The 23496-nt window shown below is 38.5% G+C and carries 16 protein-coding genes and 1 pseudogene; all 17 read right to left on the bottom strand.

What is annotated here, in order from left to right; all coding sequences use genetic code 11:
* Positions 1 to 184 precede the first annotated feature (184 nt).
* Positions 185 to 1512, bottom strand: a pseudogene (locus tag IAE45_RS17155) (IS1182 family transposase); the annotation flags it as partial.
* A gap of 420 nt (positions 1513 to 1932) precedes the next feature.
* On the bottom strand, positions 1933 to 2241 hold the full coding sequence (locus tag IAE45_RS19070; RefSeq protein WP_233619151.1) for a helix-turn-helix domain-containing protein: 309 nt from the start codon (positions 2239 to 2241) through the stop codon (positions 1933 to 1935).
* Positions 2226 to 2573: a recombinase family protein gene (locus IAE45_RS19065; RefSeq protein WP_325123437.1), complete on the bottom strand. Its 348-nt coding sequence runs from the start codon at positions 2571 to 2573 to the stop codon at positions 2226 to 2228. Before IAE45_RS19065 ends, IAE45_RS19070 begins: the two co-directional genes overlap by 16 nt.
* A 300-nt stretch (positions 2574 to 2873) precedes the next feature.
* Entirely contained in the window at positions 2874 to 3221 is a 348-nt protein-coding gene (locus tag IAE45_RS17145) for a DUF7006 family protein (protein WP_200127473.1), read from the bottom strand.
* A 24-nt stretch (positions 3222 to 3245) separates the two neighbouring features.
* Positions 3246 to 7457 carry a WxL domain-containing protein gene (locus IAE45_RS17140; protein ID WP_233619150.1) on the bottom strand — a complete coding sequence of 1404 codons (4212 nt, stop codon included), beginning with the start codon at positions 7455 to 7457 and terminating at the stop codon, positions 3246 to 3248.
* Positions 7458 to 7691: 234 nt separating this feature from the next.
* Complete coding sequence (locus IAE45_RS17135; protein ID WP_200127471.1) at positions 7692 to 8039, bottom strand: DUF7006 family protein; 348 nt, start codon at positions 8037 to 8039, stop codon at positions 7692 to 7694.
* Positions 8040 to 8128: 89 nt separating this feature from the next.
* On the bottom strand, positions 8129 to 9391 hold the full coding sequence (locus tag IAE45_RS17130; protein ID WP_233619153.1) for a helix-turn-helix domain-containing protein: 1263 nt from the start codon (positions 9389 to 9391) through the stop codon (positions 8129 to 8131).
* A 308-nt stretch (positions 9392 to 9699) separates the two neighbouring features.
* Positions 9700 to 10815 (bottom strand): hypothetical protein, encoded by a 1116-nt coding sequence (locus IAE45_RS17125; protein WP_200127455.1) that lies wholly within the window; start codon positions 10813 to 10815, stop codon positions 9700 to 9702.
* Complete coding sequence (locus tag IAE45_RS17120; protein WP_325123436.1) at positions 10808 to 11665, bottom strand: hypothetical protein; 858 nt, start codon at positions 11663 to 11665, stop codon at positions 10808 to 10810. Before IAE45_RS17120 ends, IAE45_RS17125 begins: the two co-directional genes overlap by 8 nt.
* Before the next feature lie 93 nt (positions 11666 to 11758).
* Positions 11759 to 12238 (bottom strand): signal peptidase I, encoded by a 480-nt coding sequence (lepB, locus tag IAE45_RS17115; protein ID WP_200127453.1) that lies wholly within the window; start codon positions 12236 to 12238, stop codon positions 11759 to 11761.
* 16 nt (positions 12239 to 12254) lie between these two features.
* Positions 12255 to 14357 carry a glucosaminidase domain-containing protein gene (locus IAE45_RS17110; RefSeq protein ID WP_200127451.1) on the bottom strand — a complete coding sequence of 701 codons (2103 nt, stop codon included), beginning with the start codon at positions 14355 to 14357 and terminating at the stop codon, positions 12255 to 12257.
* Positions 14358 to 14446: 89 nt separating this feature from the next.
* Positions 14447 to 18796 carry a WxL domain-containing protein gene (locus IAE45_RS17105; protein WP_233619149.1) on the bottom strand — a complete coding sequence of 1450 codons (4350 nt, stop codon included), beginning with the start codon at positions 18794 to 18796 and terminating at the stop codon, positions 14447 to 14449.
* A gap of 15 nt (positions 18797 to 18811) precedes the next feature.
* Complete coding sequence (locus IAE45_RS17100) at positions 18812 to 19873, bottom strand: DUF916 and DUF3324 domain-containing protein (RefSeq protein WP_233619148.1); 1062 nt, start codon at positions 19871 to 19873, stop codon at positions 18812 to 18814.
* 83 nt (positions 19874 to 19956) lie between these two features.
* Positions 19957 to 20769, bottom strand: a complete 813-nt coding sequence (locus tag IAE45_RS17095; RefSeq protein ID WP_200127449.1) for a WxL domain-containing protein — start codon at positions 20767 to 20769, stop codon at positions 19957 to 19959.
* Positions 20770 to 20796: 27 nt separating this feature from the next.
* Complete coding sequence (locus IAE45_RS17090) at positions 20797 to 21123, bottom strand: LPXTG cell wall anchor domain-containing protein (RefSeq protein WP_200127447.1); 327 nt, start codon at positions 21121 to 21123, stop codon at positions 20797 to 20799.
* A 349-nt stretch (positions 21124 to 21472) separates the two neighbouring features.
* On the bottom strand, positions 21473 to 22930 hold the full coding sequence (locus tag IAE45_RS17085; protein ID WP_200127445.1) for a helix-turn-helix domain-containing protein: 1458 nt from the start codon (positions 22928 to 22930) through the stop codon (positions 21473 to 21475).
* A 271-nt stretch (positions 22931 to 23201) separates the two neighbouring features.
* On the bottom strand, positions 23202 to 23496 hold a 295-nt coding region (locus IAE45_RS17080; RefSeq protein WP_200127444.1), incomplete at its 5' end, for a MucBP domain-containing protein.

Below are 23496 nucleotides of genomic sequence, written 5' to 3'. Positions count from 1 at the left end.
TATTGTTCTGATGTTTTTGTAAGATGTATTAAATCTTCAAAAAAAGTTTTAGAGAAGATAAAAATTCAATACCTTGGCAAAAGGTTTATTCACCGATTAAAATAATCAAAATCAGCAAATCAAAAAGAAAAGTAGTCAATATACAAGCGTATATCATAAACTATTACTGCGAATGCAACTATTTAAGGCACGCAAAAGTAAGCCCAATTTTCATGTGCATTTTTTCAATTCCTATTTGATTGGTATAACGTAAGCCATGAAATTCTTTTGCTGTCCCAAAAATTCGTTCAATGGTTTCTTTTCTCTTTTTATAAAGTTCTTTGAACCAACTTTGATGGCGTATATCTTCACAGGTCTCTAAAGCTTCAGCCCAAATATGTCTAGTGATTACTTTGGTATGATTTTTTGAGTTGGTACACTTAGATAAGAAAGGACAATTTTTACAATCCTTTGGATTGCTTTTGTATTCGATATATCCTTTACGATTGGTAGTGGCATAAGAGAGTATTTTATTATTGGGACAGATATAACAATTATAGTAATCGACATAAACATATTCATGTTTCTTGAAATAGCCTTTTTTAGTCATCGGACGTTTATACGGGAAAATTGGGGTCAATTTATGTTCGAGTAGTAATTGTGCAATTGCTGGTGTCTTATACCCAGCATCCATAATCAATTTTTCTAGGGTAAAAGCTCCTTTGAGCTTGTTAAACAAAGAAACAAACGTGCGACTGCCATGAAAGTTCCCTGGGTGAGTAGTATAACCTAATATCCATCCATGTCTTTCACACGCCACTTGTGAGCTATAGGCAAAAACTTCTTTGTGTTCACCTTTGTGAAACCAACCACTTTCAGGATCAGTCGTACTTCTTTTTTTCAAGGAGGTTTTACTTTCTGCGTTTGTTTCTTTTAAGGGCTTTTTTAAATGTTTTTCTCGATTCTTGGTGATTTCTTTTGTCAGCTTATCTGTATAAAAAACAGCTTGTTCCATTACTTCGACAGATTCTTTTTTGTTACGATTCGCATGTGCTTTAATATGCGTACTATCAATAAATACTTCGGAAGTATCTACGATACCTTCAACGATACATTGTTCTAGAATTTCATAAAAGATTTTTTCAAAGAGATCTGTTCCTTTGAACCGTCGCATATAGTTTTTACCAAATGTTGAAAAATGAGGAACAGAATCTTCTAAACTTAACCCCAAAAACTAGCGATAAGCGATATTCACTTCGATTTCCTTGATTGTTTGTCTCCTGTTTTACCAAATAGATATTGAATCATTGGTAATTTAATTAGAAGAATAGGATCCAAGCTAGGACGTCCTTGGATTTCATCGTATTTATCTTTAACCAAATCATATTCTCTTTTTCGACCAAACAGATAAGGGTCATTGATCTGAAGAGCTTCAACCAGTTCATTGATAAAAACGGCGACATGATTTTCTTTTGGAGAAAATGAAGTAGATAGATCCAAAGTGAGTTGATTCTTGTTATAATTAGTATACATTTTTTTAGTCCTTTCGGGATTAAATGGTGGGGCATTGGTGGCAATCGGAGCTCATTTTTATTTTACCCAAAAAACCGCAAGAAATGAACGTTTTATCGTCATTTCTTGCGGCTTTCTTCTATGGATTTATGTCACATTCCCTTTTCAATTAGAAATAATCCCATACTAACTTGGAATACTTTCTTTAGATGATTGATGAGGACACTCACGTTAATTTTACTAAACACAGAAATAACAATAAAATCAATATTTATCGTATTCAAAAAGATCAGAAACGTTTAAGTTTCTAACATCGTTATTATGATCATTGACTCTTATTCTATTTGCATCTTGATAGTTTATGGGTGAAGCACGTCCATCTATAATAGCTGCTCTTATTTTTCATCCAGAGTGATTACCTCCAAAAAATTTTTCTTCTATTTAAATAGCTTCATTTTTTGTTTGATTTCTTCTATCTCTCACTGCATACACAGTTTTTCTAGTAATGTTTAATTCCCTAGCAATTGCTGCGACGGAAACTCCAGCATCTAATTGTTCAATGATCCGATTATAAACGAGTTTATCCGCACCTGTTGCGTGCTCAAGATACTTTACCGGTCTACCTTTATAGGTGCCTAGTTCTTTTGCAATCTTTATACCTTCTTTTTGCCGATCTTTTATTTTCTTTCTTTCTGACTCGGCAACATAGCTGAACACTTCGATTACCAGATTGGTTAATAAATCCCGCAAGGGGGATCATTAACACCGGAAAAAGAAGGGAGATCCATAATTTCGATATTTGCACCTTTAGCTTTTACAGTTTGCAGTAGCTCCTTCAGTTTGCGACTGTTTCTACCTAATCGATCCAAGCTAGTTACAACTAAAGTATCTCGTTCACTTAAAAATGAAAGAACATTTGTTAACTTTGTTCGATCGCTCGTATTTTTCCCTGAAGCTTTCTCTTCGAAAATTCGTAGATCTTCATCTGTGATCATTTTTTCTTTTTGCCATTGGTGAATGGCTTCTTTTTGACGAGCTAAATTCTGCTCGCTAGTCGATACTCTCAAATATGCAACAAACACAAAAAATCACTCCTAAAATGTCCTTCTCCAAACAGAATATAATATACAACCCAAAAGATACAATCCTAAAAAAGAAAATTCCTGATTTATCAAGAGTTTTCAGCGACATTTTGGAATCACTATTAGCGTATCCTATGGGTATACCTGTAGGATACGCTTAATCGTAATTCATTTACCTTGTCACCTAAAATATATAGTAATTTTACAATTATATAATTCCGGACATTGCTTTATTGTCCTATTAAAAATGAGCCGATTTTTTAATATTATCATGTTGTCAAGTACTATTTACTTTCTGATTTAAGCTACCTGAAAAATTATTGATGGGGGTGTCTTTGATTGAAGATCATAGCCACACAGTTCCTTAAAGTAGCTTCGATAATCAGTTTCTACGACTCGAAGTAGTTCTTCTGCTGAAAAATCTTCAAACTTTATGAGTTCAATCATTAGGTTAAGCTTGGCATCAATCCCTAACAACTCAGGAAGTACTTGCCAAAAATTCTCAGATGAAAGATGCTTCATCAACCGATTCAAGTGATCATTTTGCTTCTTTAAGTACTCTTCTAACACAGGTTGTCCTTTTGTTCTATTTTCTAATACTTGTCTAAAATAATTGATGTATTCTTCTTTTGTTTTATATGAAAACATACTTTTTCTCCTTTTGTTGATAACTTAGTTTTCAGGAACTGCACTTAGCTCCCAAGTAAGGGTCGTTTTATAGTTCGCGGCATGCTGGTTGGATCCTTTTGGTACATGGAGCGCAATACTTTCTTTTGCCGTATCAGCATCTCCAAAGCGATAAATCCATGTTCCTGTCCCTTCAGTTCCTTCGGCACGAAGCAGCGTACGTCTGTTGCCAGGAACAAGCATCAATGGTGTCGTCGCTTGCAGAGCTGGCTCATTTCCACCTTGAGCAGTGACTACTTGTTGGTTCATCACCTGCAACTGTGCCCCCAACAAAGAATGACCAGTATCCGTCGCAAATTGAGTATTTTGCGTCACAGCTAATTGCCATCCATTGCGTTCATTTTCTGGTCGTCGATCACTTACCTGTACATAATTTGGCCGCTCTTCGCCATTGTTGACAGTCCCGTCTTCATTCAATACCCGTTGTGGTTGTGCATAGTAGACTTGGTCAGTAACCGAAATGGTTTGAGTTCCAAAGTGGAACGACGAAACAAAGTCGATACTTAGCATTCCTTGATCCTCTGGCAAGTCCGGTCTATTTTCTGGATCGATTTCAGCGTCTGGATCCAAAGGATCTACTGGCGAGACCGGACCTATATCACCGACGATTAATGTCGTAGCTGGTTCAAAATTAACATCATGGAATGATAGTTCAGTGGCCGGATTGACATTTCCTCGATCATTGTTTGTTACTGGCGGATTAATGACTCCAGCTTCTTGCGCTGATCCTTCTGCATCTCGTAAAAACACTTGTATTTCGTCATCTATTTCTAAAGAAATCTCACTCAAATCGATTTTAAACCTACCATCAGCATCTACTATGACCATTTCAGTATTAATGAATTCCCCATTGTGTGCGACTGTTACTTCAGCTTCTAAATTATCCGTAATCCCTTGGATCGTGGTACTATCTTGCGCGATTATCGACGAGGAGAACTGTGCGGGCGTTGGCGGAATGATTGGAAAGACCTCAACTGTATCGGTTAAAATCTGATGTTCGAAACCATCCGTGAGTTCGCCACTTGTTAATTCGACACTGCTGATTCGAATTTTCGATCCGGCTTCAAGCGGTTCATTCAGATCAATTTTGAACAATCCCCCACGCGGTTCCTGGCCATAGATACTTAGGCCAGGAACTTCATCAGATTGTCCAACAGTTTTTACCGTAAAATAATCTTTATAACCGGATGGATATTCTACTTCTGCTGTAATAATAGCTTCATCGTCCCAAGCTGATCTTGTACCATTTACTCCTTCTGGGACACTAACATGTCCGTAAATTTTTTTATCTGCATTAGTTGGTAAATGAAGATAATCAACAATGCCCCAACGGGCATTATTAGAACTTATTCTTGAAAAAGTGGAAAGTCCACTACTTCCGATGATTTCTTCATTTAATACATCAGGATCAGAGGTAGATAAAAGATTGTTAAAATTAGAACCTTCGAATATAAAGTCGATACTTCTAATAGTAATCTCTGGCTCTGTTAAAAAATCATTTCCATGTTTCCAGAGAGCTAAATCACTACTAGTTGCTTTTAGTTTAGATTGATTACTTGATTCAAATACTTGACCACCGCCAGGTCGAATATTTCTGAAATCTAAGTACAAAGGAGTGGCCAAAGTAATGTCTACATCCCCCGCTCTAAAAATGCCGCTTGTTTGATCGGCTGTATTCCCTAGCGCAACAAAGTGCCCTGATGTAATTGATATATATGATTTAAAATATTCATGCATGTCTACAGTGGGACCATTAGCAGCTCTAATTTGGATTGAGCTCTCAGCTCCAGAAACTGAAAAATTATTTTCTTCACCATCGTCATTAATCCCTCTAGCATAATAAATTCCTTGGTTCCCCCCTGCTACATTTCCATTACTCGGAATGCCATTGCCAGGGTTATCCAGAAAAATTTTACCCCCCTCAGCGACAAGAAAGTTATTTCCACCACTTGGAATTCTGATCAATGGAGCACTGCCACCATTCTTCGAAACCGACATCTCAGCATAATCTGTAACAGTAAAATCAACCCCACCATTGTATAGAAATCTTATCGTTGCATGGTCATCTTGAGCTACATCACTTTGAACAACAAGATGCGCTTTATTGGATACTAAGAAAGAAAAACCCAGGCTTGTTATATTCATTGCCGATGCATTTCTACTTTTAACAGTAAATCTCGCTTCATCTGTTACTACCATTGATCCATATTCTTTTATATCAGCTGGAGTTTGAATAACAATAGCTCCATTACCTTCAGAAGCTCGTATATCACTTTGCATCAATACTTCAGTGCCTTCTCCCGAAATACTTAAAATCGAGCTAGCCCCTTGTGTCCAATAAGCTCGACCGGTAGCTGTATTTATATTCATAGTACTCCCTGAAGCAATTTCAGTACTATTTTCACTTCCAGTTATCAAAATTCCTGTTCTAGCCCCAGACAATATGGTTAAATCAATAACTGAATTCATTAATACTTTTAAGACCGCACTCTCTCCTTTAATGCTAATTGCATTATTGGAATTCTCATTTGCATCTGTTATTCTACTGGTTGTTGTAACTAACATTTTAGAGCCATCTATAACCGAAAGTTCTGGACGGGCATTGTTATTTCCAACCTGAATATTTTCTGTCGCTCCAGTCCCTGCACCTGTTAGGTGCAGCTCACTTTGATTACTCAAAGAAAGTAGTGCATCAGTTCCATCTAAAATAATTCCTTCAGAAGCACCCGTATCTGTCAGTTCTAAATGACTATTATCTAGAAATACTTGTGGTGTTCCCCCTTGTAAATAGATTCCTCGTCCAGTGGAGGAATTCATTCTTAACTGACTATTATCCATCTTTACGATAGGATCGGCACCAATAAGATTCATTCGTGAGCCGGTTGTTGACGTTAGTTGAATATCGCTGTTTTCAGCAGAAAAAAGCGAACTATCGCCACTCATATTTACAGCTGTTTGTAACATTGTAACTACGGTTAGTTCTGAATTTTCCAACAAAAATTTAGGACTCGATCCAGCTAAATGGACCGCTCGTTTGGATAATGTACTTTCAACAAATAATCGACTCTTCTCACTAATCGTAATTTTTGGAGATATTCCAGTTAATGCGATCGTATTATTTGATGTATCTGTTGGCGTTGTTGTGCTCGTGGGTCCAATCGTATTGATGATTAGCTCTCCAGAATCTTGCAGTATGATTTCAGGATTTTCTCCGTGAAAATCAATCGTATTTGCAGTCCCGTCAGTAGTACTAATAGTGATTGAGGCATTCTCTTCTACTGTAAGTTTTGGATTGGATGTGGTAGCAGAAGAAAATAAAATCGTCGCGTTTCCTCGATTGATAGTGACTTCTGCTTGATTGGTTGCTACGATTTCCTTCGCTTCGATAAATGTTTCTGTAGAAGATGTACGTGTAAAGTTTGATACTCCACCAGTAAAAACAATGGTGCCTTCAGGTAATGTTGCTAATCTCATAGCATTAACATTTACTTCTGTAACATCTTCTAGTTCAAGAATCCAATTTCGACTGTTTTCTGTCGTGGCGTTGATCATTGGTATTGTCCCTGATTTTGTAAGTGTCACATTTTCGATTCTCAAGACACCAATCTCGGCTATATCCTCTAGTTGAAAATAAAACGAATTATTTCCAAAAGTCAATGTGTGGCCATTTCCTTTAATATATAACGGACGATTCACGCTCAGAATATTTGCAGTATATGCTGTGAGATCAGACTGAACGGAAATGATGCTAATCTCAGGATTGGCAATTGCCGTTCTGAATTCCGTCATCGTAGCAACTTCCGCCGTCTCTCCATTAAAGATTGTTGACTCAATCTTCTCTGAGTCCTTATTTATCTCTTCTTCATCCACTGGCTTCTCCTGCAGAAATTCATTCTCTGATTCATTTGCTTCTTCTGAGGATTGGTTATTCACCTGTTCTTCGTCTATTGTGCTTTTCTCCAATTGTACATCTTCATGATTCACACGATTCTCATCAGAAGAGTCCATTTTTTCGACCGGAACTCCCTCAATAGTTTCTTCTTGCTTGTTGCTTTCAAGATCGACCATTGTTTCATACATAGATGGTAGTATCAATGGTTCTTGTTCCTCTGTATCTACTTTTATATCTGCATAAACCATACTTACAGGTATAAAAAAGATCTGCATAATTAACAACATTGTGCTCAATACAAACATTGTTTTTCTCGAGTTAATGGTCACATACTTTCACTCTTTCTCACTGATTGTGCTTATTTTTACTACATTTTTTTGAATATTGACATCGTCATAAATTAATGAATTAGCAACTCACTTCAGAGATATCGATCTTATGCGTGTGCTCCCAAATCCATTCTTTTTTCACCTATGATCTTTGCTAGCTTTAAGCGAGAGCCACCCCTTCAAAAGTGATCAAATGATAAAGAATGACAACTATATAATATTAAAGAACATCGCGTGTTTTGATTCTTTTTTTAAATTAAACCCGCATAACTCTTTGAAATAATCTCGATAATCATTTTCAGCGAGTCGTATAATTTCATCGTTTGAAAAATCTTCAAAAGGAATCAATTCAATCATTAGATTCAATTTTGCATCAATTCCTAATATTTTTGGAAAGACTTGCCAGAACGTCTCCTCCGAAATAGTTTTTATTAATTGTTCTAATTGACGAAATTGTTTGTTCAGGTATTCTTCCAATTCTTCTCTCTCTTTATTTTTATCAATAAGGGTATTTTTAAAATAGTTCATATATTCGGTCTTCGTTGTAAATAATGTCATTGCTCTCCTCCTTCCTCGTTTTTTGAATGCTCTTGAAAAATCTTTTTCAATTTAAAATAAAAATTATAAATACTTTTTTTCCAGATCACCTAATTTAAAATTTTTTGAACTGTTTGGATGATCTCTTCTTCTTCAGGTATTTCTGAAAGAGAAATCGTTGTAGAATCTATGGTATTTTGTGGCTTATTAGTTACTTTTACTTTTCGAACCTGTAAAGGCATTTGCTCTTGGTTAGCGTATAGTAAATACCAACCATTTCGTTTCAAATGTTCATATACTTTCTTTTCGATCCAATTTTTCAAGGCAGCCGACCCTACCAACTCAAACGATACACGCACAGGATATTGTATCTGATTTTTCACTTCCATATAATGGTTCATCATCTCACTTCGAACAGCTTTTTCTGTATCATTTTTCACTTCTGAGTTGTCCGGGATCGCTTCTTTGGGCAACTGAAAAAAATGATTCATTAAATACACGATTGTTTCAAAGAAAGAAGCTGGGGTACTTTCTAACCTTTTATCACCATCAACTGGGGAAAATTGTCGAATAAATACTTGCTGTACGGTTTGATCAATGAATTGTTCTTCTTTTAAAGATAAAAGAAACAAGGCGGCTTGCTCTTGAGGAGGCAACGTAACCAATATGCTCTCCGCCAATTCCTCGGCCAGTAGTTTTTCAATTGCCTCTCCATTCTTTCTTCGAGGCAATTCGTACCCGTTTGCGATACGTAAGGTCGCGACTTTAATCCATTGACTGACTAACATAGCATCAAGTTGCCATCTACCTGAAACAGGAAAGAAATAATCTGTCTTCATGTGACTGACTTTCTCTTCAACGAGCGGTGGATAGAGCGGCAGTGTGTAATAAAAATCATACATGAGTTGCCTTATCGCGGCCTCTTCTCCTTCTAATTGATTGGTACTCGTTATTTTTAGTGAATACTGCGTTGCTAATACGCTGGTCAATACTCGTTTTATTCTACTAAAACTAGCGGTGGATAGGGACAAATCCTCTACCCATTCTAAATTGGTCTTTTCGGTTCCAGAAAATAAATTTTCTAAATAAAAAAATAATGGTTCATTTTCAATCAACGCTTGTTTTTTTTTAGTATATTGTACTGGATCCTGTAAAGAGAAATGATACCCTTGCCCATCTCCCAGTATGTGTATAGAGAGTCCCAAAAAAACTTTGATTGATTTAATATCTGCATTAATCGTCCGTATAGAGTATCCTGTTTGTTGTGCTAATTCATTGGCGGTCACTTGTTGTAGATCTTCTAACACAGCTAGAAGCAAGAACCACCGCTTTGATTTTGTATTATGTATCAGTTGGTAAAAGAGCTGATTCATCGTTAGGTTCATTCCTCTCGCAGCCCCTTCATAGTAAGTACAACACCAGATAAGTTGATGCTGGAATCCAGACGGAGCTTTATTTATTTGTGATAACCGTTTCTTGAAAAAACCTCTCCACATGCTCAATCGTAAGAAAATACAAAAGAGTCTTATCAACAATCTGTTGAGTTTCTCGCTTGTCTTACCACCTAATGGTAAGTAGTGTATCCACACTATTCAGGACAGAGCAGAAGAAGAGAAGCCGCACTCTACTCTGTCTGTACTCAAAAAATTCATTCATATTTTTCTTCCCTTGTACTACTTCTTTATTTTTCCAATTCTTCAAAAAGTAATTTCTTATCTGATAACTGATACACTTGATTATGCAAGTCATCAAACAATCCAACCACACTTTCCTTCGTCTCATTGACTTCAAAAAGAATTTCTTTGGCTCGATCATGGATGGCATCAATACGCATTTCTGTCATACGTACCATCCGTTCAGATTCAATCTTCGCTTCTTGAATCGTTCGATTGGCTTTTCTTCTCGCAAATACCAAAACTTCACTTATTTCTATTTGAAATTGTTCATTCTCAATTTGCAGCGCCGCATTTTCTTCCTTTAAAGCATCAATCTTTCCCTGAAGTTCAACTGTTTCCTCTGAGGGATCTTTCGTTAAATGATCTGTTACTTGCGCTTCTTTTTCTGCTAATTCACGTTGTAACTCTAAAATGGTCTGTTTTTGCTGGTGGACTTCATTATTTTGAAGTCGTATTTGTTCTGCTACCTTATTCTTATAGTTTTGTTTTTCTTGCGACCATTTTTCATTTACTGCCTCTACCTGGTTTTCCAATTGAGTAATCTTTGCTTGTAATTTTTCAACAAGAATATTTTTGTCCTCGGCAACTTTTTGTTCATGCAGTTGGTCCTTTTGATCTTGCAACCCTTCATTTTCTAAAATCAGTTCTTTTATCTCAAACGTTAGCTGCTCAATCAGTTGGTCCTTTTCTTGCATTTGCTCCATTGAGAATAAGGGATTTACTTCTTCCTTTTTCTGGTCGTTTTCCATAGCTACTCCTTTGTTCCTAACTGCTGTTTTTTTCTCTACTGATGGTTGTAGGGAAATACTCGATTGATTGTGGCTCCCCACGTTTTTTATTTTATTTCCATTTTCTTTAGTCTCGATTTTTCGTTCTTCTGTTGTTCCATCAAAAGATTGGTCCTTCTTATCCTCTTCTTTTGTTTCATCTGGATCACGCTCTTCTTCAGCTGTTTCATTTGTTTGAACAGCATTCACTTGATCTGTATTTTTTGCTTGATTCTTCTCAGAAAATTGCTCGTAGCTCTGTTCAAACTCCTGCAATTCTTCCATGGTTAATTGATCCATCTCATCTAGTAGTTTGTTTGTAGAAAACAAACTATTGCTTTTTTTCTTACTCATCGATTTTCACACTTCCTTTTTGTTCGGTTCTTACTTCGTCTTCTTTTTCATTTTTGTGACTCGACTGTGTCTTCTTCTCATTTGTTTCTTCCTCTGATAAGTCGAACGTCTCTACGTTCAGTAATCGTCGCTTCAACAGCTGCCACTCCCCGTCCTCGTCTCGTACAACTATTTGTTCAAATGATTGTTCCGTATCTTCTGAAAATTGAACTAAAAAAGTTCCCTGCGTAAGTAGCGAGATTTTTTCCATCTCCTTTAGTAACTGTTGCCAATTGTCTTCCCATCTATCAAGATCGTCTTTTGTCATCAGTGTACTTACAAAAGACAGAGAAATTTCTTGCATCGGTTGGTCTATGAAAATTAAGGCCATTGACCGTCCTAAAAAAGGAGAGAGTTGATAGGCTAATTCATGCTCAGCCGAGAAACGCGCTTCACTATCATTTTCTACTAACAATTGTTCCCAATCGATCGACGAGAATGAAAAACCGGTCGATGGATAGGCAAACAACGGCATCCGATCTCGTTCTGCCTGTTCCTTTCTTACTGCTTGAACTTCCTCTTTTAACTGATTGCTTTCTTCGAGCAACTTTCGTACATTCGTTCTTTCAGTTAATTGGACGGTCATCAAAAATAAGAGCGTTACTAGCACCAATCCATTAATGACCAATAGGGAAAGTAAATGTTCAGCCTGCATTTTTTGCTTAAAAAAAGCTAGTTTTCTCTTTCTAAGTGCATTCATATCCGGTTGCTGCTCTACTTTTTTCACCAAATACTCTCGATAATAACGCCAGATCAACAGTCCACATATTCCGAAACAGATGAAAAACATGATGATATATAGATAAACCACATTTTCTCCCTTCACCCACTCATAGGGGTTCATTCATTCTTTGTTTATGCTTGTTCAATAAGAGCGGCTCGCTTCTTTGTACTTTGGATTCGTTCAAAGCAGGGGCGTGACGACGCCCCATAAACTTGTCTCAAGTACCAAGCCAAAAGCCCGACTGTCTCTTGAGACTAGCAACGCATCTCCTAAGACAAAATACTCCCCCTCTTTTAACTGCCCACTTTTCGGTAATTCCGCTGCTAGTTCATCCATTAGGGTGATCGTAAAAGAAAACTCAGCAGCTGTCTTTGTATCTGCTAGTAACAAGCGATTGCCACTACGGATATATGTATCTCCTGGCATCCCAATCACACGTTTGACCAATAACTTATCTTCTTGCTCAAAAGCAATTAGATCATAACGTTGTGGAGAACGTTGCTTATGAATCAGGACCAATTCTTGATCGTCCAATGCTGGCTGCATCGACTCTCCCTTGACCATCGAAAGCTGATATCTTTGAAAAACTACCCAGGTCATAATCACTAGTATAAGTAAACCAATCAGTCGAATTATCAGTGGTTTATTGATCCTGTCCATAAAGCTCCTCCTTTCGTTATTTTGGTAGAATGTAACTAACATGTGAGGAAAGCGCCAGTTCATTACTGATCACTCGATAAGAAATCGTGGTTCCTCCATATACATTTCCTTCTGAAATTAAAATACCATTTGGCCCAACTGCTTCCACAAAAGCCACATGTCCGTAACGGGGGTCTGAGCCCGCTGTTCCTGGCGCAAATGAGACCATACTTCCTGCTTTAGGACGTTGATTCACTGTATAGCCTAATCGACGGCCTGTACTCCCCCATTGGCCACCATTTCCCATATAATCATCTACTTGACCACCTAGTTGAGTCACACGGTTGAAAACATACCATGTACATTGCCCAACTGGGTAGGAGCCGGAAAGGTTATAATCTCGACCATTGTAAGTAGGAAAAGACATCAATGCTCGATATTCCGAAGGAATTTGATCCATTCCTTGTATAAAGACGCCCGTTTCTGTCTCTATCGTTTCGTCATATTTCGTCAACTCATATGCTGCAATTAATGAATTTAATTTTTTGTTATACGTAACATCGGTCGCATAGCTGCCAGTCAGTGCATCCGTCGCTCGAAGATAATTTTTCGCTTCAGAGCGCCATACCTCTTTATAAAACTCTGCGTTCTCTTTAATACCTCCACGAATCAATGTAACGTAGTCTGCCATAGAGTCACGGTAGCTGCCATAGGACCGAAAGGCCGCTTGTACTTCAAAAAGCTCGCCTCTCCCGTTATCTTCCATCGTTGGTAAAATGACACTCTGACCTTGATGGCTCCCTTTTATCCCGAATAGATTATAATGAGGACTGCTAGAAAGACCACTGCTTCCACTTCCGCTTTCTAAAATCGCTTGTGCGATTAAGACCGATGCAAACACATCATACTCTTGACCAAGGCTTTGAGCATCTTGCGCCAGTGAGTCGATAAATTCTTGAGTCTCGAGATTCGCAGTAAATGCATAAGGAGCCGGGTAATCCCTCACTACTTCTTCTCCGTACTCCGTCATGTTTGTAACTGTTAGGCGTTTGACCGCAAATGTTTCTTCCAGAGCAATTCGTTGGAGCTCGATCGTTTGTTCTTCTTCAGGTTGATTCTCTTCTTGTGCGGCAACGAGATTTACTTGATAACCATTGGCTAGATAAATTCCTTTTAATTGAGCCGTTTCACTTGTAGGATCGATCAAAAAATCTCCTGGTTTTAAGGCATCCGCCGCTACTTCTTCCAAAGAGAACCACTGAATGTCATCTCCTAAGAGCGCGGTATATAGGTTGGTCCCCCATTGCTCCAACGTCTCTTGTTCAGCTGTTTCTCCCACCTGTTGTATTGCTTCATAAACAAAGGCCGCTTGCCAACGTTCTTCATAATCTGTCAACAAAGGCAAAGTGAATCCTAATAAACTTGATTGAGTGACATTCGTAGTTCGAAAAACCTCTGGCAAGTTGATGGTTATCGAACCGTCATAAAAGTCATTAGTCAAAGGTGGTTGTGTACTAGGCGGCTGAATAACTGGTGCCGGACGCTGTTCGGGTATAGTATTTTCAGGTGGTGTAGGATCCTGTGAAGCAGGTTCCTCTTTTTGTTCGGTATTTTCAGAAGAATCGGGTGGTGTTTCGCCAGTCTCGCTGCCTTCAACTTCAGGTTCTGTCAGATCTTCTTCAGGAACAGGTACCTCTTCTTCTATGGATGTGTCTTCTTCATTTTCATCCGTTTCTGGTTGAGGCTCTCCTTTTTCAGGAATAGTCGCCTCTTCACCCGGTTCTGCTTCACCATCATTGATTTCAGCTTCTGGTTCCAACTTATCTTCCTCAGAAACAGGAAATTCTCCAACTGTGTCGATTTCATCAGTAGTGACTTGAAGTCCTTGTTCGTCCGCTTCTTCGCCTGTGTTATTCAGATCTTCTTCATCTGCAAGGGGGGAACTTACATACATGGCTGCGTCGATTGGTGCGACTTCTTGTATTGCTTCCTGTCCCTTTTCACGTGACGATGGATCGAAATACTCGGACAATTGTTGTGTATGTTCTTCAGCCAATAGCAGGGGCGATATGAAAAATTGACTTGCCAATATCCCTACACTGAATAATGTCAAATAGGAATGTTTTTTTTTAGGTTTCATGCGTTCTCTCTTTCCAGTTGTTTTCTTTTTCTTCTTCACCTTAGAAAAAAGGAAGAGGCAGTGCTTACTCTTCCTTTTTTGTTTTTTATCTAGTTGTTATCAGGAACAGAACTTAATTCCCAAATAAGTGTTGTCGAATAATTTTTTGTTTCCGGACTGGTGCCACTTGGTACTTCTAAAACGACACTTTCATTCGCACTTTCTCGATCTCCAAAGCGATAGATCCATGTGCCTGTTCCACTGTTTCCTGTAGCGCTGACCAATGGCTGCTTCATACCAGGAACTAGCGTCAGCAAGTCAGCATGAAGCAGTTCTGGTTCTTCGCCCCCTTGTGCCGTTGCGAGTTGTTGGTTTGTGAATTGAATGCTTGCGCCATCCAATTCATGCCCTTCTTGTGTATGAAATTGTCTTTGTTGGGTGACAGCCAGTTGCCAGCCATTTCGGTCATTTTCTGTCCGTCGGTCACTGATCTGGACATAATTTGGCCGTTCTTCTGCTTCATTGATGGTTCCATCCGCATTCAGTAGACGTTGTGGTTTCGCATAATACGTTTTGTCTTGAGTAGAGATTGACTGTTCCCCAAATTGAAACGAAGAAGCAAAATCAATACTCAACATCCCTTGGTCCTCTGGTAGTTCTGGTTTGTTTTCAGGATCAACTTCTGTTTCCGGCTCTAACGGATCCACGGGAGAAACAGGTCCTAGATCACCCACTACTAAAGTTGTAGCTGGTTCAAACACCACATCATGAAAGGGTAGCTCAGTAGCCGGATTAATATTCCCTCGATCATTATTTGTTTCTGGTGGATTGATGATGCCTGCTTCCTCGGCCGATCCTTTGGCATCTCGTAGAAAGACTTGGATCTCATCATCCATTTCTAGAGGAACATCGCTTACATCAATTGTAAATCGTCCATCAGTATCTACCTGTACATTTTCTGTGTCTAATGCTTCACCATTGTGCGTTGCGGTTACTTCAGCATCTAGATTGTCCGTCATCCCCTGGATCAAGGTACTATCTTGCGCAATGATTGCCGAAGAAAATTGTGCCGGTGTTGGCGGTATGATTGGAAATACCTCAACGGTATCTGTTAAAATCTGGTGTTCGAAGCCATCCGTAAGTTCGCCACTGGTTAGTTCCACTTTACTTATTCTAACTTTTGATCCGGCTTCTAGAGGTTCATCCAAATCGATTTCAAAGAGTCCGCCACGCGGCTCTTCGCCATAAATACTGATTCCTGGCGATTCATTTGTATCACCAACCGTTTTAGCCGTATATTCTTGCGTGCTTTCACTTGACGGGGATTCTACCTCTACAGTAACAATAGCTTCACCCTCCCAAGCAGGACGACTATTATCTAGTCCGACTGGAAGACTCACTCGCCCGTGAATTTTCTTATCGGCGTTGGTTGGAACTCTAAGTTCATCTGCGATTGCCCATCGGCCATTATTAGAGCTCATCCTCGTATAGCTTGTCAAACCTCTTGTGCCGAAAATATCTGTGTTAATTTGATCTGGGTCGCTCGTACTTGACAAGGTGTTATAATTAGTACCTGTAAAGGAATAATCAAGTTTCCGAAAATTTAAATCTGGATCTCCAGTTAAATCAGTACCATTTTTCCAAACCGCTAAATCACTGTTGGTAGCAGTTAGTGTAGATGCACTTTGTACAGTAAATAACCCTCCTCCATTAGGTCGATAGTTGGTGAAATCTAAAAACAGTGGATTGTCTAATTCAACTGTTAAATTTCCTGCTGACTCAAAGACTCCTGAATTTTCGGAAGCAGTTCGTCCAGATGCCTCAAAATGACCTAGATTAGCGGCACGGATATAGCCAGCTCCTCCCATCGTATGAATGGCAGGACCATTATCAGAACTGATGCGCACCTTAGATCCTGGATCTTGAACAGTGAAACCGTTACCACCTCCAGCACTATAATAAATTCCTTGATTTGCGCCTACTGAAGTTCCATCTGCAGGAGTGCCATTTCCAACATTGCGGATGTCCAAACTCCCTCCATTTTCTACATTGATGGTATTATTTCCACCAACCATTCTAATAGCCGGGGCAATACCCCCTGTTTTATAAATATCAATATGCCCACCATCAATGTTAAATTGGTAGTTTCCATACTGAAAAAATCTTAAAACTGAGCTATCTGCTCCAGATCCTGCTCCAGATAGGTTTAGTCTCGCTTCGTCTCTTACATTGAATTGCGATGTGCCAGTATTTTCAAAGAAAAATGAGATAGCATCCCCAGTAGTCCCATTAACAGTGGCTCCGTTGGTTATCTCAAACTGATCAAGTGTTCCTCGGCTCTGTAGATTCATACCGGAGAAACTGGTTAACTCAAGCGTTGTGTTGCTTCCTTCGAGTACTACTTTTTGATTATCACCTTGAATTAAAACACCTAAACCAGAAACAGTCGTTACATAAACCTGACTATCAGTCACAAGCAATTCTGGATTAACACCATCCAAGCGCAGCCCACCTCTATTAGCGTTACTCAGAATTTCTAACGTTGACCCACCTATGACTGTTGTTTTCGGATCAGACCCCAGTAAATGAATGACGCTAAGTCCCGAGCTCGCAGTTGCACTGGTTGTTGTGACAGAGAGCTTGGATTCACCGGTAACCAAGAGTTCCGGCCGAGCAGTGTTAGCCCCAATCTGAATATTCTCAGCTCCTTCACTTATAACGGCCAGTTCACTCTTATTACTCAATGAAAGCAATGCATCTGTTCCTTGTAAGTAAACGCCTCGACCGGTTGTACTTGTAATATTTACCATAGATGAATCAAATACTATTTGTGGAGATTCGCCGTTTACATTCGTTGTAGTGCCTGTCGTTGAAACAAGCTGAATCGTGCTATTTTCTGACGAAAAAGACGAACGAGCACCATTAATATTTATGGATGCTTGTGTCGCAGAAGTAACGGATAGCTCAGAATTGTTGACTAAAAGCTGCGCATTATTTCCAGCAAAAAGAATGCCTCTTTTGGCTAATGTGCTTCTGACTGTTAATTGAGCGCTTGAATTCATCGTTATTTTGGGTGCGGTTCCTGTTAATGCAATCGTATTATTCGTTGTATTTGTAGGTGCCGCTGTTGTCCCAACGGTAGCTATATCCAATTCTCCACTTTGCAAAAAAACTTCAGGGTTTTCTCCTCTTAGATCAATCGTATTCGCCGTTCCTCCGGTAGTTGTGATCGTAAATGTGGCTCCCTGTTCTACTGTAATCTTGGGATCCACCACTGTGGCAGAAGAAAAGAAGACCGTCGCATCCCCTCGACTAATAGTGACTTCTGCTTGATTGGTTGCTAAGACCTCTTTTGCTTCGATGAACGTTTGTGCAGAAGTTGTACGTGTAAAGTTTGATACACCACCTGTAAAGTGAATGCGCCCTTCAGGAAGAGAGGCTAATCGCATGGTATTCGCATTCACTTCAGTTATATCTTCCAATTCAACGGTCCAATTTTTACTACTTTCTACCGTTGCGTTGATTAAGGGGGTTGTCCCAACTTTTGTCAGTGTCGCATTTTCAATTCGAATGGTGCTTGATTGTGTTACTTCTTCTAGTCGAAAGTTAAACCCATTGATACCAAAAGTCAATGTATACCCATTACCTTGGATAAGTAACGGACGATCCACAGTTAGTACGTTTGCGGTAGCCTCTGTCAAATTGGCTTGAACAGAAACGATCCCAATATCAGGATTGCCAACTGCTTCTCTGAATTCTGCCATCGTAGCGACTTCTGCTGTTTCTCCATCAAAGATGGTCGATTCGACCACTTGTGACGCTTCATCGGTCTCTTGCTCATCGGTTTGTTGCTCCTGCGGAGCTTCTGATACAGGCTCACGTACTTCTTCTATTCCATTTTCTTCTTTTAATTCCTCTTGTCCAGCTGATTCATTCTCGGATGATTTCGTTTCTTCGACTGGGACTTCCTCACTCGTCTCTTCTTGCTCACTGATTTCTAGATGAGCGGTCGTTTCTTCCACCGACAGTTCATAGTTTCCCGCTTTTTCAACTACTAAAGGAAGGACAAATGTATTTTGCGCACGTTCTGACTGAACGATCCATTCGTTAGGCTGTGCTCCTTCCTCAACTGAGATCCCTTTTGATAATCGATCTTTCAGGAGCGTTGCTTCTTCTGCTAAGAATACGCGTGCTTCGGACACTTCTTGATCAGAAAAGAACGTTACCTGGATAGGTTCCCCCATTGCCCCCTGCATGCGAGACTGTGTAAAGAAAAATCGAGTTTCACTACTTTGCTCTTCCAAATAATTTTTCACGGTAGGTAGTTCCACTTGTTCTGGCACTGTTTCTTGTTCTTCTATCGATTCTGCATGCAGTAAGCCTATCGGTATGAGGACTAATTGTACAGATAGAATAGTAGTACTGAAAAAAAGCAACCCTTTTTTTAATGTAATAGTCATGTGATCCGTCCCTTCCTATACAACCTTATTTTTTTCACTCATTTTTCTTTTTTGGATTATCATGTAAAAGATAACACCAAGTAAAATCAGCGCCAACATAACGACACCGATCATCCACCAATTCAAACTTGAGTCAATTGTGACATCTGCTCGGTTCAATGATCTAGCTTCATCTGTATCAATTGTAAATGTACGTTCCCATGCCCACTCTTCTTCACCCGAGATAGCTTTTAAGTTCAATACATACTCGCCACTTTGAAAACGATCGCCTTCTAGCGAGATAGGAAAATTGAAGTGGGAATTTGGCGCCATCTGCATCATTTCTTCACTGGCTTCATAGAGAACCTCATCTTCTCCTGCTTGTTGCACTGTCGCTTCTACAGTCATTTGGTTCACGAAAGTTGGGGTAAAATTTTGAATCGTCGCACTAATCACGTTTCTGTAGTTCAACTGATCCGCAAAAACATCTAACAAATCAAGATCTGGTTGGACGGAGGTTCTGGAATTACTTACGACAACCCCTACAACATAGGCAAATTCATTCTTGATTGCCAGACCTTCTTCATTACTCGTGTTGTCTTCTTGTTCTTCTTTGACTTCCGTAATCCTTAGACCACCAGCTAGAAATCCTTCAAATGACTCTTCAGGCATATGTAGAGGAACAGTAATTGTTTTGGTTTCATTCCCTGCTAGTTCAATGACCCCCGAAGGGTCAATCAATTCGTCAAGGGAATACGAAAGACTTGTGTCTGGTTCTTCGGCATCTTTGCCATACTCAACGCCCCCATGAACATTGGTATACGCTGTATGAGGTGTTACTTGCACTTGTATCGATTCATTACCCGCATTTTGCAGTTTCAATGCCAATGTCTCTGTTTCTCCAGCAGCTAGATTCAAATCAAAGTAACTAGTTGATCCTTCTATCTGGCTTTTCGGAAATTCAGGCGTGACATAAAAGTTGAGCGTCCCTTCCTCAGCTTGAGCAATTACTGGAAAAATCATAAAAATAATGGAGAGTAGAATAAGTAGCCATTTAGTATCCTTTAGTGGGCGATCGATAAAAGTTAATTTGTTCAATGTAGATCTCCTTTCTTAGAAAAACAGCGCCACAAAGATATGTGACGCTGCCGAGAGTTTCTCATCTTATTTGGGCAGTCGACTTATACGCCTTCTCCTGTTTCTGGTGTTTCTTCTGGTCCGTTCTCACCTGGGGTTGAGGTCAATTCCCAAGTCAAAGTCGACGTGTAAGTCGTCGCATCTTTGGCTGTTGATCCTGGAATGGACAATTGAATTGCATCATTTTCTACAACATCAATGTCTTCATCAGCTAAACGTGCATTTAATTCCTCTTGATCTCCCCAAACGACTGAAGAAACAAGAGCTCCTTTCCCTTCAGTTGCGGTCATGACTGAACGCGCAGCACCATTCGGTAAGAGTGTTAGCCCAGCGCTATGTGCAGCAGGAGCGTTATCTTCATTGATTCCTTCATATTGGATATGAGAGTCGACAAATTCAATCTCTGCACCGGTCAACACATTATTTTGTGTATTTGATGTAAATTCACTTAAACTCACTTGTAAATCCCACCCAGCGTTTGTTCCACGAATATCGTGTACTTGTGCAAAACTTACATAAGGAACCAACTCACCAGTTTCTCTTAGTGGCTGCATTTCTGCAACCATATTATAGGTCTTGTCTTGATTGGAGATTACTTGTGTACCAAAGTCCATTGTGGCTGCTTTAAGGATAGATAAAGGTCCAGTTGTTCCAGGTTTTTCTGGTTCAATTTCTACGTCAGGTTCATTTTCTGGTGGAACTACTTCTAACTCACCATCTTCTTCGCCACCGGCCCGGAACTCCACTTGACCATCAGTAGTAACTTCTCTAGCTTCTTCTGCAAAAGCCGCAGTTGCGCCTCCTGCTAAAATGGTAGTTGATAGTGCGGCAATTGTTGCTAAACGGATAAATTTCATTTTTATAATTCCTGCTTTCTTATTGTTTTAGTTTTTTATTTTGTTTTCTCTGTTGCGTTTCCATAAAAGAAAAACGACACTGAGGATAAGAACACCTAACCAAATGAGCCATGACTGATCACGCTCATTTGTTTGCGGTAAGTTTCCGCCTGGTTTGGCGACTTCAGTTATTGGTGGTCTGACGATACTTTCAGGTGGTGTTGGATCGGGTGTGCCAATTGGTTCATAGACACCTGTAAAACCAACAGTTCCATGTGTTTCAACCTGCTGAACTTCTCTCGCAGATACTAGATTGAATGGAAATGTAACGAATAGTAATACAAGAAGAAACCACTTAGACTTTTTTCTTCCCATGCCCCTCCTCCTTGAATATTCTCAAAATTCTTCGTTTTTTAGAATTAAAAAAGTTTATGTATCATAATTTTGATAAATAGGGACTCAACAACGTTTTTCAGACATTTTGTTTTTTTCAAATGTCTTTTTTATCGTGTTCTAAAAAACGAAGGTTTATAAAACTACTTTGTAAGTTTGTATGCATACATGTTTCTTACATGACTAAGATTACACTGTCTTAAATCAAAATTGAAACCAGAATTTTCGTACAACCCTGCAATTTCCATTTGAAAACAACAGAAAAAAGACTATTTACTCTTTAGTAAATAGTCTTTTGCATCGTTTTACTAAGTTACATCTAACTATGCAGTTAAGCGTCTATTTTATAAGTTAGGTTTCTCCAATCTTGCTTGTCTGGTATCTCTTTGATTAAAAGATAGTTTTGATTTCCAATAAAATCTGTAATGTATCGATCGTAATTCGTTACGATTAAGTTGATATCCGCTGTATTTAAAGTCTCCTTTGTTAACAATTGCAGAGGAACAAAAACCAACTGATGTCGTTCACCAAATAGTTTTATTGCTTTCGTTCGAATCATTTGACAGATGAAGTGATTTCCTTCCAATAGAAAATAGATCGTCTTGGAAGGTGAATGAAGCTCTATAACCATTTCACTATACAGAGTAAAACTCATGCAGACTTCTTTAATATACTTGGGACTCAAAAACACATTCATCTTATATTCCTGAAAAAATGCTTCATTTTTTTCAAAAGTATATTGTTTGTCATCCACTACTTTGTCAATATTATCTAATAACTCTTTGTTTAAAGCCGGAGCTATTGTATCATTGATTTTTCTTGATAAAAAAAATGCATTTAAATAAATAGCAAGTTTCTGATGAGCAGCGCTTGGTATACCACGTTTCTGCAAAAAACGCTTAGTAATTCCAGGTATCTCTGGCCACAGGTTGAAATGGTCAAAAAATGTTTTTTCTAAATCTTCCCGATCAATTGTTCGCTTGCAAATTGTGACCAGATATATCCAAGCAAGTTCTTCTTTTGGCAGCTTCACCTTGTATAGTTCTTCAACTACTTCTGTTATTGAAGAAAAAACCAAGAAATCATGTTCGTTAAACACCTTTTTTTGCAGTTCTTTAGGTATAGAAACTGTTTTATCTAGACTCACACGATTTATAGCTATGTAAAGCGTATAATAAAATGCTTCCGGTGTAGTCCCTGATCCAACGGAGTATCTTCCCATCTCATTCATAAATTTTTGGATAAAAAAATCATGTAGCTTATTATCGGGTATTATAGTAAATGGCGTCTCCACACCTTCATAAAAAAAATCTTTAAAAAATTTACGTAAATTTCCTTCTCTTCCTCCAATTGTTAAAGGGTTCGTCTGCCAACGTAATCCATAGCTTTTCAATACTGGGGTAGATTGAACCAAAAGTCGACGAAAGGAGGTTTCCGAATAATTATACCGATGCGCTAATTCTTCGATTCTATCCAACTTTCCATAAAATATCTGTTGTATTATCTCGAATAAACATTCATTAGAAAATAGTTGTTTTTTCCTTTCTTTGTATTCTGATAAATGTATTTCTCTAAATATAATCCCCTTACTTCCGGAAACAAATTCAGCTGAATCTTCAAAGTGGTCTTTTAGATATTTTATATCACTAGCTATTGTTCGTTCAGAAACAACTATATTTTCTGCCAATTCTCCTATTGTAAACCTATTTCTGTGCTCAATATAGTTGAGGATTTTCAGTAATCGCACGGTCGTTTTATTACTTATAAATCCTAATTGTAATTCCCTCATGATTTTACACCTCTTTGTCCAATGCATGCTTTTCTATACTATTACATAAATAGCACAATAAATGAAAACAATACACACTTTTCTTAACTTTGCATGTAATAATTAACATTACTTAGCTCACTTTAACTTACTTAAAACACCCTATTATTAATCCTTCTATATTTTAGGTCCTAGTGAATCAATCAGTTAAATTTACTGATTTATAATTTCTATTTACATTAAAAAAAGATAAACCAGAAATCACGCATTTTCTGGTTTATCTTTTTTGCATTTATTGATTAGATTTTTTACGCTTTTTAAATGCCACTAGTACAAGAGTACATAATAACGTTCCTAGAGTGATCATGATTATTTGTCCTATAATCTGTTCTCCGGTTTTTGGCAAATAATTATCGGAATGTTTATCATCTTTTGGACTTAATGATTTAGTATTATATACATACACTACTTCTTGTGGATTTTCACTAAAGATTCCCGAAGCATTGTCTGGTGTTTCAGCCACGTACCAACCTGGAATCTCTTTAGGCTCACTGTCATATGGTAAGCCAACTTTTCCGCTTAAGATT

It is taken from the genome of Enterococcus sp. S53 (genome assembly GCF_016516865.1).
In the GTDB taxonomy this organism is placed as follows: domain Bacteria; phylum Bacillota; class Bacilli; order Lactobacillales; family Enterococcaceae; genus Enterococcus_D; species Enterococcus_D innesii.
The sequence above is the reverse complement of the archived record's forward strand: the minus strand, read 5'-3'. Positions and strand labels throughout refer to the sequence as shown.